Source organism: Brenneria roseae subsp. americana, from assembly GCF_003115815.1.
In the GTDB taxonomy this organism is placed as follows: domain Bacteria; phylum Pseudomonadota; class Gammaproteobacteria; order Enterobacterales; family Enterobacteriaceae; genus Brenneria; species Brenneria roseae.
Genome location: NZ_QDKJ01000001.1, coordinates 156,343 through 173,213 on the forward strand (window position 1 = coordinate 156,343; position 16,871 = coordinate 173,213).

Genomic DNA, 16,871 nt, shown 5'->3' on the forward strand with positions numbered 1-16,871 from the left:
GTATGGCATGCTCATCAGAACGCGCGCTGGTAAGGTAAAATACCGGAACGCAGCATCTTCTCAGAACCCAGGCTGTAATTATTGCTTAAGCCACGTAATTCGATATTAAACGATACCTTGTTGTCATATTCACTGCTGTGGCTAGCCGCGTTCCAGTCGGTGATTTTACGTTCATAACCGACGCTGACGGCCCAGCAGCAGGTATTATACTGCACGCCAATCATCTGGTTGGCAGGCTGATTGGCTTTGGTATCGTAATAATATGCACCAACAACGGCCCAGCGATCGACAATTGGCCAACTGGCTGTCAGGCCTATTTGCGAAATGCCCTGCTGGAAGCCCGGATTCTGTACATTGGGCAACATCGCCTGAATGTACTGGGCGCTGGCATAGCGATAGTTCAACTGAACCAGACGTTCGGCATCTCTGCGGTATTCCACTACGGCATCACCCAACGCGACTTCGTTCAGACGATTATCGTACTGCAAACCACCGCGAAGACCCCAGCTATCGTCGATTTTCAGGTAGCTATCACCAGCCCACACCAAACTGCCGCTATTTTTACTTTGATCGAGCGCGGTATTGTTGTCGCCAGTACGCGGACGATCGAAGTAATAGATTTGACCTATGGAAGCATTAAAACGTTCAACCAGCTCATCATCATAAATACGCGAAGTCATCCCGGTCGCGATCTGGTTGGCTGAGGCGATACGATCCAGACCGCTGTAGGTTCGTTCACGGAACAGACCGGAGTAGTCGGCTTGCAGCAGCGTCGAATCATAGGTGTGAATGTTGCTTTGATTGCGGTACGGCACGTACAGATATTGCGCCCGCGGCTCCAGCGTCTGGGTATAGCCTTGCGACCAGTCCATCTCGCGCTCAAACACCAGTTTGCCATCGACTTTGTACTGTGGCATGACGCGGTTTACCGAATCTTTCAGCGCATCTTTATTGGTATCGCTAACGGTGGGATCGGCGCGGTAACGGTCCAGATTTTCCTGCTGGTAATGTGTCGCCAGCAGACGAGCCTCGGTCGTCAGGCTCCCCCAGCGATTGGCCAGAGGCAGGTTCAGCGCGGGTTCAAAATGTATACGCGTCGCTTCAGGACGGTTCTCGTTGACGTTGGTAAATTTTACTGCCTGACCATAAAGGTGCAGATCAACCGGGCCGATATCATTCTGATAGTAGTTGATGTCAAGTTGCGGTTCGGCACGGTAGACATCCCGGCTGGTCGACGTGGAGAAAACCTGAAATTGCTTGGTGGACAGCGCCGTGTCCCAGTTCTGGTTGGCATAGCCGACGCTGAGCTTTTGGGTGGCATACCCGTCGGTTGTCGAACCATATTCGGAGTCCAGATCGGTGAAATAGCGATCGTCGCTGACTTTGGTGTAATCGGCGTCAAAACGCCACACCTGATCCATGACGCCGCTATGGTCCCAGTGGAACAACCAGCGGGTATCGTTATCATCCTGCGGGACGGTTCTGGAATATTCGTTATCGCTCGGCAACCAGTCAAGTTGAATGGTGCCGAGGCCCGGTGTCGTCAGATAACGGAATTCGTTTTGCCACTGCACCCCGCGTTTGGTTTGCAGATGGGGTGTGATCGTCGCATCAAAGTTTGGCGCAATATTCCAGTAGTATGGCGTCAGTAATTCAAAACCGTTGCTGCTGCCGTATTTGGCATTCGGGATCAGGAAGCCTGAGCGGCGTCTATCGCCAATGGGTAATTGCAAGTACGGGCTGTAGAACACGGGAACGTTGCCAATTTTGAAACGGGCGTTCCAGATTTCAGCTACCTGTTCTTCGCGATCCTGAATCACTTCCGAACCGACGACGCTCCAGCTATTATCGCCCGGCAGGCAAGAGGTAAACGATCCGTTTTCCAAAATGGTGTAGCGATTACTGTCGCGCATTTTCATTTTGTCGGCAGAACCGCGGCCCTGACGGCCAACCATCTGGTAGTTACCGTCATAAACATCGGTATCTTTAGTATTAAGGTTCGACCAGGCTTTGGGGCCTTTCAAAATGACTTGATTATCATCATAGTGCACATTTCCCGTTGCGGTAACGGTTCGTGTGGGCGCAGACCCCTGAGCGGCGGCTTCAACCTGATTAAGCTCCACCTGCTCGGCAGTCAGGATACTATTACCCTGCTGAATGTTGACATTGCCGATGAATCGGGCGTTATCGGGGTAGTTAGCCTCCGTTTTGTCGGCCTGAATATTGACGGGCAGTTGATTAGGATCGCCGGTTACCAGCGGCCTGTTGTACGTAGGTACGCCCAGCATACACTGTTCGGCAAGATCGGCCAGCGCATGCTGGCTGTAAAGCGCCGACCAAATCAGAGTGGCCAGCAGGGTTGGGAAACTTTTTTTCATACGCGGTATCAGGTGTTCCGTCATCAGGGGCATCATGCCGGCAAACGGTCAGAGACTATATCACTCGTCAGCGTTGCGCCAGTGTTAAATCCCCACTGCTTTATACGCACTGCCGTTAGGTGCAAAGATAAATGACGGGTATGATAAAGCAATTTTTAGCCGACGGCATGAGGATTTGAGGAGTATATGCGGTATTGGGGAAAGTTGCTGGGGCTTGCGCTGGGAATTATGTCGAGCGGCGGCATCTGGGGAATGATTATGGGATTGCTGATGGGGCATTTGGTCGATAGGGCCAGGGCATCGCGTCGCCGTAACTTTTTTTCAGCCCAATCGACCCGTCAGGCGCTGTTTTTCCTCACGACTTTTCAGGCTATGGGGCACCTTACCAAGTCCAAAGGCCGGGTAACGGAAGCCGATATTCAGATTGCGACCAAAATAATGGATCGTCTTGAGCTGTTTGGCGAAGCGAGAAGTGCGGCGCAACGGGCTTTCCGTGAAGGAAAGGCCAGTCATTTCCCTTTGCGTATCAAATTACGCAAGCTGCGCGATGCCTGCCTTGGCCGCTTTGATCTGATTAAGATGTTTCTGGAAATTCAGCTTCAAGTCGCTTTTGTGGATGGCGTGTTGCATCCGAACGAAAGACGCGTGTTGTATGTTATCGCCGATGAGTTGGGCGTTACCCGGGAACAGTTCGAGTTTTTTCTGCGTAACATGGAAAGTAGCGCCAGCCAGTCCAGACACGGCGGGGCGAAGCAGGGCAATAAATCCCATCAGCGCCGTAGCCAGTCATCTGGCGGGCACTCTTATGGCGGCCAGCGCTCCTTTACGGTGCCGCGTGGGCCAACGGTGGAAAGCGCCTGTCGAACGCTTGGGGTTCGCCGCAACGATGATGCGGCGACGATTAAACGGGCCTACCGAAAACTGATGAGCGAGCACCATCCGGATAAACTGGTGGCGAAAGGGCTATCGCCAAGAATGATGGATATGGCCAAGCGGAAAGCGCAGGATATTCAGGCCGCTTATGAGCTGCTAAAAAGCGCGAATCAAGTGAAATAACGCCATCTCTTTCTTCCTCACCTGTGGTTTTTTCTGTTCTGCCTCACCACGTTCTTACCGCTTTCCTCTTTTCATCATCCTGTTGCAGACAATGAACACGACCTTCAAAAATCCGCTTCGCAGCGAAAATGCATTGGCGTTTTAAATTCAGGATGCGTGATGCAAAGCGCTTGCGCGTGCAGCAGCAGGCGAGGCGCCATTGCTTTGGCTTGTGGATGAGCGTAAAAACCGTCGCCGAGAATAGGGTGGCCGAGCGCCAGTAAGTGAACCCGGAGCTGGTGAGAACGACCGGTTATCGGCATCAGCCTGACTCTGGTTGTGCCATCGTTATCGCGGGACACAACCTGGTATTCTGTCTGCGCTGGTTTACCCTGCTCAAAACAGACTTTCTGTTTTGGACGGTTCGGCCAGTCGCAAATCAAGGGCAGGTCGATTAATCCCTCATCGTGTTCCATCAATCCCCACACGCGGGCCAGATAGGATTTTTTCGGCTCACGTTCGCGGAACTGCCGTTTTAACTCGCGTTCGGCCGCTTTTGTCAGGGCGACCACCATCACCCCGCTGGTGGCCATATCCAGACGGTGCACGGATTCGGCCGTTGGATAGTCGGCCTGAATACGGCTCATCACGCTGTCTTTGTGCTCCGGGGCCCGACCAGGAACGGACAATAATCCGCTGGGTTTGTTTACCACTACAATGTGTTGATCCTGATAAAGAATATGCAACCAGGGATCGGTGGGAGGATTGTACGGTTCCATCTGTCGTGCCTTTTTTCAGACTGCTGATAAAGTTGATCGCTATGATCCCTCCCCGGTAAAGGGGAGGGGGAGCGCTTACTGATGTGTGACCACCACCAGACGAATAGCATCCAGGCGCCAGTTTGCCTGATGAAGGTTGCTCAGTACCTGCTCGCGTTGATCTTCCAATGCTTTCAGTTCATCTTCACGGATATTGGGATTCACGGCCTTCAGCGCTTCCAGTCGTTCCAGTTCGCGACGCAGCTGTTGATCGGCCTGATGCTGCGCGTCGGTAATCAACTGGCGAGCCTGTTCTTCCATCAGCGATTCGGCCTGCTGCAACATCGCATGGACATCCGCCTGTACCGCATTCACCAGCTTACTGGAAGTATGACGGTTCACGGCGTTAAGCTGGCGATTGAAGCTTTCAAATTCAACCTGCGCAGCAAGGTTTACGCCTTTGCGATCCATCAGCAGACGGACCGGCGTCGGCGGCAGAAAACGCGTCAGTTGCAGATGTTTCAGCGCCTGCGCTTCCACCACGTAAACCAGTTCAGCCAGCAGCGTACCCACCGGCAGCGCCTTGTTTTTCAACAGTGATACGGCACAGCTGCCGGTATCGCCAGAGAGAATCAGGTCAAGACCATTGCGGATTAACGGATGTTCCCAACTGATAAACTGGGCGTCTTCACGGGACAGCGCCTGTTCGCGATCGAACGTAATGGTGCAGCCGTCCTGCGGTAAACCGGGGAAATCCGGCACCAGCATATGGTCGGACGGCGTCAGCACAATCAGATTATCGCTGCGATCTTCCTGATTGATGCCCACGATATCAAACAGGTTCAGCGCAAACGTCACCAGATTGACATCATTATCCTGCTCGGCGATGCCTTGCGCCAGCATCTGAGCCTGTTCGCCGCCGTTGGAATGCATTTCCAGCAAACGGTCGCGTCCCTGTTCAAGCTGCTGTTTCAACTGTTCATGCTGTTGCCGGCAGGCATGGATAAATTCATCCAGACCTGCTTGTTCGCCTGGCGTCAGCAAGCGTTCAATCAATTGCGTGTAGTGGGCGTCGTAGATGGTTCGTCCGGTCGGGCAGGTGTGTTCAAAAGCATCCAGTCCTTCGTGATACCAACGTACCAGCAGGGCTTGTGCGGTGTTTTCCAGATACGGGATCAGGATCTGGATCTGCTGTGTCTGGCCAATACGATCCAGACGGCCAATACGCTGCTCCAGCAGATCCGGGTTGAACGGCAGATCAAACATGATCAGATGGCTGGCAAACTGGAAGTTGCGGCCTTCGGAACCGATCTCGGAACAAATCAATACCTGCGCCCCTGCTTCTTCAGAGGCGAAATAGGCGGCTGCGCGATCGCGCTCAAGAATGGACAACCCTTCATGGAAAACTGCGGCACGAATAGCTTCGCGGGTACGAAGTACCTGCTCCAGCTGTAGCGCGGTTGCCGCCTGCGCGCAGATCACCAGCACTTTTTTATCACGATGGGTCGTCAGATAATTGAGCAGCCACTCCACGCGCGGATCGAAATTCCACCAGGTCGCGTCATCGCCTTCCAACTGTTGGTAAATCTGTTCCGGGTACAGCATATCGCGGGCGCGGGCTTCGGGCTGTTTGCCCGCCTCCACGATCCCGGAGACCTTGATGGCCGTTTGATACTGCGCCGGCAACGGCAGACGGATTTGGTGCAGAATACGCTGCGGGAAGCCTTTCACGCCCTGACGGGTATTACGGAACAGCACGCGGCTGGTGCCGTGGCGATCCATCAGCATGGTGATCAGTTCCTGACGCGCCCGCTGGTTGTCGTCGCTGTCGCTGTTGATGGCTTTCAGCAACGGTTCAATATCCTGTTCGCCCAGCAATTCACTCAGCGCGTTAAGCTCGGCGGTTTGCGCCTTTCCTCCTGCCAGCAGCAGGGTTACGGCATCGGCCACCGGACGGTATTGCTGCTGTTCGGCAATGAATTCCCGATAGTCATGAAAACGATTGGGGTCTAGCAAACGCAGACGCGCAAAGTGGCTCTGCTGGCCTAACTGTTCCGGCGTTGCGGTCAACAGCAGCACGGCGGGAATATTTCTGGCCAGCTGTTCAACGGCCTGATATTCAGGGCTTGGGTTCGCTTCACTCCATGACAGATGGTGAGCCTCATCCACCACCAGCAGACCCCAGTTGGCGTTAACCAACTGTTCGAAACGCTGTGCGTTCCGCTGGACGAAACCGAGTGAACAGATGACCAACTGCTCGGTTTCAAAGGGGTTGCCGCTGTCCAGTTTGGCTTCAGCATAGCGTTCATCATCAAACAGCGAGAACAGCAGATTGAAGCGGCGCAGCATTTCTACCAGCCACTGGTGCTGCAACGTCTCCGGCACAATGATCAACACCCTTTCCGCGCGGCCGGCAAGCAGTTGCTGGTGGATGATCATCCCGGCTTCAATGGTTTTCCCCAGACCGACTTCATCCGCCAGCAGTACGCGCGGCGCATGGCGTTGTCCCACTTCATAGGCAATATGCAACTGATGAGGGATCAGACTGGCGCGCATACCGCGCAGTCCCCCCCACTGTTGCAAGGCCTGTTCATTCTGATGCTTGCGGGCACGATAGCGCAGGGCAAAACGATCCATCCGGTCAATCTGGCCCGCAAATAACCGATCCTGCGGTTTGTTGAAGGTCAGTCTGCTATCCAGCAGGACTTCACGTAATTCCGCCGGTGATTCGTCGTCCAGACGCTGGCCGCAGTACACCAGCAAACCTTTTTCTTCGCGAACTTCCTCGACCTTCAACTGCCAACCTTCGTGGCTGGTAACGGTATCACCGGGATTAAACATCACTCGCGTGATGGGCGCATCGCTGCGGGAATAAAGTCGGTTTTCACCGCTGGCCGGGAAAAGCAGCGTTATCATACGCGTGTCGACGGCAACCACCGTCCCCAATCCAAGTTCGCTTTCCGTATCGCTGATCCAGCGTTGACCAAGTGTAAAAGGCATAGATTCTTAGCTCGATTTTTGTCTGTGTCGGGGGAGTGTCGGGTTTGTTTTGTCATTCATGTCTGACAGCGCTCGTCTGCCCGGCACGAATAAGATAATTATGCTGATGACGTCAATTCAGAAAGGGCGCTATGGTAATGGAAGGCGACGCGTTCGTCACCTGTTCAAACGCCCTGAGCGGGTTCCGGTCATTAAAATAACCCCATCTGACCGGTAACCAGTGTAGCAAAATCATCGTGAAGGAAAGGAAGAATCGCATCGGCGACAGGTTGTAGCTGGCGCTCGACATAATGCTGATAGTCCAGTGGCGAATGCCGGGTTTCCAGCGGCTCCGGTCCGTTGGTGGTGATGACATAACTAATCCAGCCGCCGTTCTGGTATTGCAACGGGCGTCCCTGCTGACGGTTATAGTCGTCGGCGATTTTGGCTGCCCGGGCGTGTGGCGGGACATTGCGTTGATAGTCGTCAAGACGCCGCCGCAGCCGTTTACGATAGATCAGCAGGTCATCAAAGTCGCCGTTCAGCGTTTTGCTGACGTATTCTCGCAGCCATTCCTGGTAGGGTTTTTGCTGAAAAATGCGTAAATAAAGTTGCTGCTGGAATTGTTGCGCCAGCGGCGTCCAGTCTGTACGCACCGTTTCCAGACCTTTAAACACCATTTTTTCGCCTTGCGGCGTGATCATCATTCCCGCGTAGCGCTTTTTGCTTCCCTGTTCCGCACCGCGAATGGTCGGCATCAGAAAGCGGCAAAAGTGCGTTTCGAATTCCAACTCCAGCGCGCTGGTCAACAGTTGGGTTTGCTGTAAATGTTGTTGCCACCATTGATTAACGTGTTGCACCAGCATTTTGCCAATATGCGCCGCCTCTTCTTCATTATGAGCGCGTTTAAGCCAGACGAAGGTGGAATCGGTATCACCGTAAATGACCTCATATCCCTGTTCTTCAATCAGTTCACGCGTTTTACGCATGATTTCGTGGCCGCGCATGGTGATTGAGGAGGCGAGACGAGGATCGAAAAAACGGCAACCGGTGGCGCCCAGCACGCCGTAAAAGGCGTTCATGATGATTTTCAACGCCTGAGACAGCGGTTTATTATCGGCTCGCTTGGCGGCTTCGCGCCCTTGCCAGATCTGATCGACAATGGCGGGCAGACAGTGTGTATCGCGAGAGAACCAGGCGCCGCGAAACCCGGAAACGGCGTGTTGTTCATCAGGGTGTTGCATCCCGACGGCAAGCCCCACCGGATCGATAAGGAAGGTACGGATGATCGAGGGATACAGACTTTTATAATCGAGTACCAGAACCGAATCGTACAAACCGGGACGTGAATCCATGACAAATCCACCGGGGCTGCCTTCCAGCGCAACCTCTCCCAGATTCGGAGCAACATAGCCAACCCGGTGCATGCGCGGCAGGTAGAGATGGGTAAAGGCCGCGACAGAGCCTCCGCTGCGATCGGCGGCCAACCCCGTCACGCTGGCGCGCTCCAGCAAGAAGGAAAGTAACTCGGTTTTGGCGAAGATGCGTGTGACCAGTTCGCAATCCTGTAGGTTGTAGCGGGCGAGGGCGGGTTTGTCTTCGGCAAAACGGCGATCGATTTCATCCATGCGCTGGTAAGGGGTATCAATGGCCTTTCCTTCCCCCAGCAACGTTTGCGCGACAAACTCCAGACTGAACGAGGCAAAGTTCCAGGTGGCCGACTTCAGGGCTTCAATGCCATCAATAATCAATCGTCCTGCGGCGCTGGCAAAGAAATGTCCTTGCTTGAAGCCGTGTTCGCGCCATTCCAACTCGCCGCCATTGCGGCCCAAACGCAGTGGGATGCGATAGCGTTCGGCGTGTTTTTGCAGTACGCGCAGGTCGAACTGCACCAGATTCCAGCCGATAATGGCATCGGGGTCGTGCAGTTGCAGCCAATGGTTCAACTTTTCCAGTAGTTGGGGGCGGCTGGCGACATATTCCAGCGTGAAATCATCTGAGCTGGCGGGCGTTCCGTTCGCCGGGCCGAGCATATAAACCTGACGTAGTCCACAGCCTTCCAGCCCAATGCAATAAAGTTCGCCATGGCGGTTGGTCTCTATATCCAGTGAGACCAGCCTTAGATTGGGACGGTAGTCGGCGTTCGGTTTCATACGAACCTGCGTTAGCAGGCTTGATGACGCGGTCTCGCCGCTGAGCCATACGGGAGCCGTGATAAAACGCTCCATGAGAAAGCGTTCAGGCGGGCGAATGTCGGCTTCGTAAACCTGAACGCCGCCTTCCCGCAATCGTTTTTCCAACCGAAGAAGCTGGCGATATTGAGGACAATACAGCCCAAGCAGCGGCTGATGATGGAAATCCTGCAATGCCAACGGGCGTAGCTGCCAATGCTTATCCTGACTTAATAACACACGGGCCTGTGATTCTTGTGAAACAGGAATAAAGGCGACAGCCTGTTGGGCAGGAAGACGAGCCAGCACGGGACCGTCATCGGTAGCCAGCCAGAATTCCACCTGCGTACCGGCAGGTGTGTCGTGCCAGTGGCGGGTAAGCAGAAAACCCTGACGAGTCTGCATCACAAAGGCGGCCTTTCCATTCAAAAGATAATAGTGTTAAAAGTCAGCGGGAACGCATAAAAGTCAAAGATAAGTATGGTTATTTATACAGTGAATGTCCAGCCGTTTGCGGAGATTAACGGGTGTCCGGCAAGAACAAGCGGTGGGGAAAGCAAAGCCGTCAGATGAATAATCAACGCGCTTCCGGTGCGGTGACCACCCGATTACGGCCTCCTTGTTTGGCTTTATACAGCGCTTTATCCGCCATTTTAAAGGTGCGTTCAATGGTCATTCCACTGACTTCCGGTGACCACAGGGCAACGCCCAGGGAGATGGTGATATGACCGACCTGCGGGATCTCTGAGTCCTGTGTACACTGGCGAAGCCGTTCGGCAATGCCGGTGGCAATATCCAGATCGGTGTCTGGCAACAGGATCAGAAATTCTTCGCCGCCGCTGCGGCATAATGTGTCCGTATCGCGTGAACTGGCGCGAATGAGCTGAGCAAGGTATTTGATCACGCTGTCGCCCACGTCGTGGCCGTAGGTGTCGTTGATCCGTTTGAAATGGTCAATATCCAGCGTGATTACGGCAAATCTTTTCTGGCTGAGCAGCCAGAACTGTAGCACGATTTCCAATCCCCGGCGATTGAGCAGCCCGGTCATGGGGTCGGTTTGTGCTTCAGAGCGCAGCCTGCCGATTTTCTTCTGTAATAGTTCGATGCCAATCAGCATGGCCTGTTTGAGCTGTGTCGCCTCAAAATACCAGGAGTGAATTTTCCTGATGTCGTCGGAGACATTGAGCGAGTCCATTTGATTGGCGCTTCGGGCCAGCAGCCACAGCGGCTGGGCAATAAGCCGGGCGAACAACCAAACGCAGAATAGCGTCAGAATAGCGACTGGCAAAGTATGCCGTAGCACACTCAACATCAGGCTGTCTAAAGGCTTTAATGTTTCTTTGGTTGGACGCAGCACGATCACTTCCCAACGGCTGGCGGGGATCACGGCGTATCCGACAAGCACCGCTTTGCCCTGATAATCCGTCATTTCCCGGCTGCCGTTTTTGTCTGTGTTGCTATCAATTATCGGGCTGTGGTGAACGATGCCGCCGATCTGGTCAGGATCTTTGTGGTACAGGATTTTTCTATAGCGGTCGGTAACATAGATGTAAGAACCGTCCCGATAATAGTGCCGGTCAAGCAATTCATTGAGAATGCTTGATTTTTCCAGGTGAATGGAACCACTGATAAACCCTTTGTAGCGTCCGTCCCGGGTAAAGATCGGCGCTGAGACAAGTACGATCAGATTACTGGCCACGGAAACATAAGGCGAGCTGACCAGCGGCTGCCTTTCCTGTAAGGACTGCCTTACGCCAACCGTGGTGACCTTTTGCCCTATCCATTGAGACGTATCGGGAAAGGTTGACTTGACCACGCCATGTTCATCGACGATAGATACCGTGTTAAAACTGTGACTCTGCAACCCGATACGTCTGGTTTCCCCGTTCAGGCTGTTGCTGTCATCCATTTTTTCCGCTATCTGGTTAGCGCTGTAAGCCAACTGTTGCAGTGATGATTTGAAAAAAGTATCAGTTATGGCCGCCAGCTTCGCGGCGTAAACGCGATTGGCTTCTAATGTATTGTCGATCAGGAGCTGGCGCTGTACGCGGTAACTGGCATAAAGACTGTTAACTAGCATAATCAGCGCGCTCGTGACGGCCAGGAGCAAAATGAGTCGTCGTAATCCGATGTGATTGAAGCGTTTTAACAACATATTTGGACAGAATTGGATTGGCGCTGTGCTAAAAATGACCATTATCATAAGTGGTGGGGACAGTGCTGTAAAATAATTGTCCATAAAAAGACGATTAGTGAAATGTTTTTTAATATGCCCTATGCACCCGTTTGGTTACCATGAAGGGCTTCGTGTCAAATGTCCGATGATTTTCAATGGATTGAATTATCGATTCCTGCTGGCGACCCTGCTCTCTCTTTTTCTGTCAATCATAAATACTGCTACAGTTTCTTCGGAGTCAGGCGCATCCTTGTTCTGTTTACAGCATAAAGTATCGCTAAATTCGATATTGCAGAAATAATAACTGAAAGATTGTTTTTACCGATGAATAAAAGGAATTGTGCTTCATCATCTAATATTGATGAAAATAAGAGAGAATTATTTGCAGCCGGCGACTGATTTATTTAAAGAAACCGGCGATATATGAAGACGCACTTTTAAAAAGCAACGGCGAAACGAATTGGTGCATTCTGGTTCATTATCTCTTTTTCCTATGATTGATCTTTGCGTAATAATTTCACTTTCTTCTTTATTATTAAGTTCTTAATAATTAATTTTCCGTTTTGGCATATTTGTTGCTGATTTTAATTCCGTCAGCAGGATATATCCCTGCGGCGTTTTCAGGTTCGTATTGTCAGACAGGACGGCTTTATTCCACCACTGGAATTTGAATCTCTCATTACCAAAGAGGCGATCATGAATAACAAACTTGTCAAAGTAACATTAGCAGCAGTATGGGTTTCCTCCGTTGTTTGCACCAATAGTGTACTGGCGGCTGAAGTAAAAATCGGCGTGGTTCTGCCGCTGAGCGGACCGCTTAGCGGCTACGGGCAGCCTTCTCAAAAAGGCGTTGAGCTGATTAATAGCCTGGAGCCGACGCTGAAAAATGGCGACACAATTAAACTCGTTATCATTGATGACAAGAGTGACAAGGTTGAAGCGGCCAACGCGATGCAGCGTCTGGTTTCCAGTGATAAGGTCGATGCGGTAATTGGTGAGGTAACCTCAACCAATACGATGGCAATGACCAAAATGGCTGAAGACACTAAAACCCCGCTGGTTTCCCCAACCGCCACCAATGACCGTGTGACCCGCAACCGTCAGTATGTCAGCCGCGTGTGCTTTTCCGATAGTTTTCAGGGCGTCGTGGGGGCCAATCTGGCATCGCGCGATTTAGGGGCGAAAACCGCCGCCATCATGTTCGACAGCAGCAACGACTATTCTGTCGGGCTGGCAAAATCCTTCCGGACCCAGTTTCTTAAAAACGGCGGCACCATTCCTGTCGAAGTACAGGCTCCCGGCGGCAGTAAGGATTTCAAAGCCCAGCTCTCCACCATCAAAGCTAAAAATGTCGATATGATTTATATGCCTATCTATTACACCGAAGGGGCATTGATCGCGGTACAGGCCAAACAGCTGGGGCTGAAGGTGCCGGTCGTCGGCGGTGACGGGCTGGCGGCTGACCCGGTTTTCTTCAAGCTGGGGCAAGATGCGGTTGAAGGCTATATGACGACCGACTACTACTCGCCGAACGCCAAAGATCAGACGCCTGAAGGTGAGAAGTTCATCAAAGCCTGGGATGAAAAATATAAAGAGCCGACCCATACCTGGGGCGCGATGACCGCTGATGCTTATAAAATGATCGTCAATGGGATGAACCAGTGCAGCGATCCGAAAGACCGTGTTTGCGTTAATGAAAAAATCCGCGCCACCAGTAATTTTGCCGGAATTACCGGGACGCTGACATTAAAAGATGGAGATGCAATCCGTAGCGCCGTCATTAATGAGGTTAAAGACGGACAATTGGCCTTTAAAACAGTTGTTAATCCATAAGGCAAATAAGGATTGAATGATGGATGTTGCCATTTTCTTCCAGCAAGTGGTTAACGGCATGAGTCTGGGGAGTATGTATGCGCTGATCGCTATTGGTTATACCATGGTGTACGGCGTATTACGGCTCATCAACTTTGCCCATGCCGATATTATGATGGTGGGGGCATTTCTTGCCCTGTTTGGATCAACGACGTTTGAGCTGCCTTTCGGGGCAGCTATTTTATTCGCGATTCTCTTTTCTGCCTTATTGGGCGTGTGCATCGATCAGATTGCTTATCGGCCATTACGTCATGCCTCTAAAATATCCATGCTGATTACCGCGATTGGGGTGAGCTTTTTTTTAGAGAACCTGTTTAACGTTATTTTTGGCGGGAGTCCGCGCTTTTTTTCGGCGCCGGAGTTTTTTAATCAGACGGTCACGATGGGCGGCATCATTATTACCAATGTCGCCTGGCTTGTCCCGCTGGTTACGCTGATTCTGCTGGCCGGCATTCTTTTTATTCTCTACCGCACCCGACAAGGAATGGCTATTCGCGCCGTGGCATTTGACGTGAATACCGTTCGCTTAATGGGGATCGATGCCAATCATATTATTGCTTTTGTCTTTGCTCTCGGAAGTTCTCTGGCTGCCCTTGGCGGCATTTTTTATGCCACCAGCTATCCGACGATCGATCCATTAATGGGGGTACTGATTGGCCTGAAAGCATTTGCTGCGGCGGTATTGGGGGGAATCGGCAGCGTCACGGGGGCGGTAATTGGCGGCTTTATTCTGGGCTTCACCGAAGTGGTCGCCGTGGCGGTATTTCCTGAGTTGGGTGGATATAAGGATGCCTTTGCATTTATGTTCCTGATTTTGGTTCTGCTATTCAGACCGGTAGGCATTATGGGTGATGAAAGACTGGAAAGGAGCCGCTTCTGATGAGAATGCCCACAAATTCATTTTCGTTGTTAATCGGCTATGCCGCGGTATTTGTGATAATGCTGTTGGTTCTGTTCACGTTGCAGAATGTGTTTGACGATTACATCATCCGTATTGTCTGTAATATTTTTATATTTATGATCCTGGCGGTGAGTTACAACCTGATTAACGGGGTAACGGGACAATTATCCCTTGAGCCCAACGGTTTTGTTGCCGTCGGCGCCTATATTACCGCCATCCTGTTGTTAAGCGCGGACACCAAGCTGGAAATGTATGAGATGGCGTCCCCCAGCGCCGTGGTATTGGCGCTGCATACCTCCTTTTTACCCGCACTCATTATTAGTGGGATCTGTGCTTCTCTGTTAGCCGTGTGTCTGGCGTTTCCCGTCTTCCGGGTGCGCGGTGATTATCTGGCGATTGTCACGTTGGGATTTGGTTTTATTATTAAAATCCTGGCAATTAATAATCCGCAAATCACCAATGGCGCCATTGGTCTGAATGAAATTCCCCAGGCCAGCCACATGTTGTACTGGTGCGGTTTTATTTCCCTTATCGCCGTGCTGCTTATTTTACAGATTGTGTATTCAAAATACGGGCGGGCGATGAAAGCGGTTCGTGATGATGAAGACGCCGCGATCGCGATGGGGATTAATACCTTCAAAATTAAAACCTGCGCCTTTGCCACCAGCGCCTTTCTGGAAGGCATTGGCGGTGGTTTACTGGCTTCGCTGTTGACGATTATTTCCCCCGCTTTGTTTGATTTCATGCTGACGTTCCAACTGCTCATCATCATTGTATTGGGTGGATTAGGCAGCACGACCGGCGCGATTCTGGGAACGATTTTGGTGGTGGGCAGCGGCGAATGGCTGCGTTTCCTTGACCAGCCGCTAAGTCTGTTTGGTGAGGACCTGGGGTCCTACCCCGGTTTACGGATGGTCGTTTTTTCATTGGTGCTGCTGATTATTATGCTTTTTGCCCGCGAAGGGTTACTGGGTAAGCAGGAGATCTGGGAAGTGAACAGGAAACGCCATCATGGAAAATAAACCTATTCTCAGTGTTGATCACGTCATTATGCAATTTGGTGGATTACGGGCAATTGATGACGTTAGTTTTACGCTTAATCAGGCGGAGATATTTGGTCTGATTGGTCCGAACGGCGCGGGGAAAACCACCTTATTTAACGTTATTACCTCGAATTACAAGCCGACTTCGGGCAAAGTCATGCTGGGGCAGGAAACCATTACCGGTTTGAAACCAAATCTGGTGGTCAATCGCGGCATTGCCCGTACTTTCCAGAATATTCGGTTATTCAATTCAATGACGGTACTGGAAAATGTTTTAATCGGTTTTGATCGCGCCATTCATTATTCGTTTATTGAAGCTGCATTGCATATAGGGCGTTTTTTCTCGGCGGAGAAGCGGGCAAAAGCGCAGGCCATGGAGATTCTGGAATATATCGGTATTGCCGAACATGCCAATTCACTGGCAACCAACCTGAGCTATGGCAATCAGCGTAAAGTGGAAATCGCCCGCGCGTTGGCAACCTCGCCGGAATTATTATTACTGGACGAGCCTGCGGCCGGGATGAACCCCCGGGAAACGAATGAACTGGCGCAGCTGATTTTTAAAATGCGCGAGGATTATCAATTAACGGTGCTATTGATTGAGCATGACATGTCATTCGTTAATACCTTGTGCGAGCGGGTGCTGGTTCTGGATTACGGCAAGCCATTATTCAGTGGCACCACTCATGAGGCAATTAATAACAAAGAGGTGATTGCCGCCTATCTTGGAGAGGTGGATTATGCTTAAGGCCGAGGATCTGCAAGTATTTTATGGACTGATTCAGGGATTAAAAGGCATCGACATTGAGGTGAATAATAGTGAAATCGTTACGCTGATTGGCAGTAATGGTGCGGGAAAAACCTCAACGCTGAACGGTATTATCAATCTGGTGAAATCGACCGGCAACGTCAATTTCCTGAATGAAGATATTTCCCACAGTCTGACCCACCAGATTGTGCGTAAAGGTCTGGCATTGGTTCCGGAAGGGCGCAAAGTTTTCACCAATTTGACTATTGAAGAAAATCTGCGCATGGGCGCGTACAACAACCCGGTCAATTTCGAATATCTGAAAGATAAAATGTACACGCTGTTTCCGCGGTTGAAAGAGCGTCGCAGCCAGCTGGCAGGCACCATGAGCGGCGGCGAACAGCAGATGCTGGCGATTGCCAGAGCATTAATGAGCGAGCCGGTTTTATTGATGCTGGACGAGCCCAGTCTGGGGCTGGCCCCAAAGATAGTCGGCGAAATGTTCAATATCATTAAACAGTTACAAAAAGAAAATATTACCATCCTTCTTGTTGAACAAAATGCTACGGCGGCGCTGAAAATTGCCGATCGCGCCTATGTGCTGGAAAACGGCAAGATTGTGCTACAGGGACAGGCGCAGGCTATTCTGGCCAACCCGGAAGTGAAGAAAATGTATTTAGGCGGATAAATTTCCGATTTAAATCCCCACAGCAGAGCAAAAGGTTTTTCCCCTCTGGCGTAAAGGGGCTGAGTCGGGAAGAGCCTTCAGGATGAGCCGCAGGGATGCGGCGAAAGCCAGTGCCATGACGG

11 protein-coding genes are annotated in these 16,871 nt (G+C 51.6%); 6 read left to right on the forward strand and 5 right to left on the reverse strand.

What is annotated here, in order from left to right:
* Positions 1-14 precede the first annotated feature (14 nt).
* Entirely contained in the window at positions 15-2,414 is a 2,400-nt protein-coding gene (gene lptD, locus B4923_RS00705; protein ID WP_211313909.1) for an LPS assembly protein LptD, read from the reverse strand.
* Between the two features lie 150 nt (positions 2,415-2,564).
* Between lptD and djlA the strand changes: the two genes are divergently transcribed.
* Positions 2,565-3,434, forward strand: coding sequence for a co-chaperone DjlA (gene djlA, locus B4923_RS00710; RefSeq protein ID WP_109052434.1), 870 nt, complete (start codon positions 2,565-2,567; stop codon positions 3,432-3,434).
* Positions 3,435-3,538: 104 nt separating this feature from the next.
* Here djlA and rluA read toward each other — a convergent pair whose 3' ends face one another.
* The 4 genes from rluA to B4923_RS00730 all read right to left on the reverse strand — a co-directional run bounded on the left by rluA (position 3,539) and on the right by B4923_RS00730 (position 11,476).
* Positions 3,539-4,192, reverse strand: coding sequence for a bifunctional tRNA pseudouridine(32) synthase/23S rRNA pseudouridine(746) synthase RluA (gene rluA, locus B4923_RS00715; protein WP_109052435.1), 654 nt, complete (start codon positions 4,190-4,192; stop codon positions 3,539-3,541).
* 75 nt (positions 4,193-4,267) lie between these two features.
* Positions 4,268-7,171 carry an RNA polymerase-associated protein RapA gene (gene rapA, locus B4923_RS00720; protein WP_109052436.1) on the reverse strand — a complete coding sequence of 968 codons (2,904 nt, stop codon included), beginning with the start codon at positions 7,169-7,171 and terminating at the stop codon, positions 4,268-4,270.
* Between the two features lie 191 nt (positions 7,172-7,362).
* Positions 7,363-9,729: a DNA polymerase II gene (locus tag B4923_RS00725; protein WP_109052437.1), complete on the reverse strand. Its 2,367-nt coding sequence runs from the start codon at positions 9,727-9,729 to the stop codon at positions 7,363-7,365.
* Between the two features lie 169 nt (positions 9,730-9,898).
* The gene (locus tag B4923_RS00730) at positions 9,899-11,476 is read right to left on the reverse strand and encodes a sensor domain-containing diguanylate cyclase (RefSeq protein ID WP_109052671.1); all 1,578 of its coding nucleotides are present in this window, start codon (positions 11,474-11,476) and stop codon (positions 9,899-9,901) included.
* Between the two features lie 717 nt (positions 11,477-12,193).
* Between B4923_RS00730 and B4923_RS00735 the strand changes: the two genes are divergently transcribed.
* The 5 genes from B4923_RS00735 to B4923_RS00755 are packed head-to-tail and all read left to right on the forward strand — an operon-like array spanning position 12,194 to position 16,749.
* Complete coding sequence (locus B4923_RS00735) at positions 12,194-13,330, forward strand: ABC transporter substrate-binding protein (RefSeq protein ID WP_109052438.1); 1,137 nt, start codon at positions 12,194-12,196, stop codon at positions 13,328-13,330.
* 19 nt (positions 13,331-13,349) lie between these two features.
* Complete coding sequence (locus B4923_RS00740; RefSeq protein ID WP_109052439.1) at positions 13,350-14,249, forward strand: branched-chain amino acid ABC transporter permease; 900 nt, start codon at positions 13,350-13,352, stop codon at positions 14,247-14,249.
* A 59-nt stretch (positions 14,250-14,308) separates the two neighbouring features.
* Entirely contained in the window at positions 14,309-15,292 is a 984-nt protein-coding gene (locus B4923_RS00745; RefSeq protein WP_245929469.1) for a branched-chain amino acid ABC transporter permease, read from the forward strand.
* Entirely contained in the window at positions 15,279-16,061 is a 783-nt protein-coding gene (locus tag B4923_RS00750; RefSeq protein WP_425428577.1) for an ABC transporter ATP-binding protein, read from the forward strand. Before B4923_RS00745 ends, B4923_RS00750 begins: the two co-directional genes overlap by 14 nt.
* On the forward strand, positions 16,054-16,749 hold the full coding sequence (locus B4923_RS00755; RefSeq protein WP_109052442.1) for an ABC transporter ATP-binding protein: 696 nt from the start codon (positions 16,054-16,056) through the stop codon (positions 16,747-16,749). The genes B4923_RS00750 and B4923_RS00755 overlap by 8 nt, the downstream gene beginning before the upstream one ends.
* The last annotated feature ends 122 nt before the right edge of the window (positions 16,750-16,871 follow it).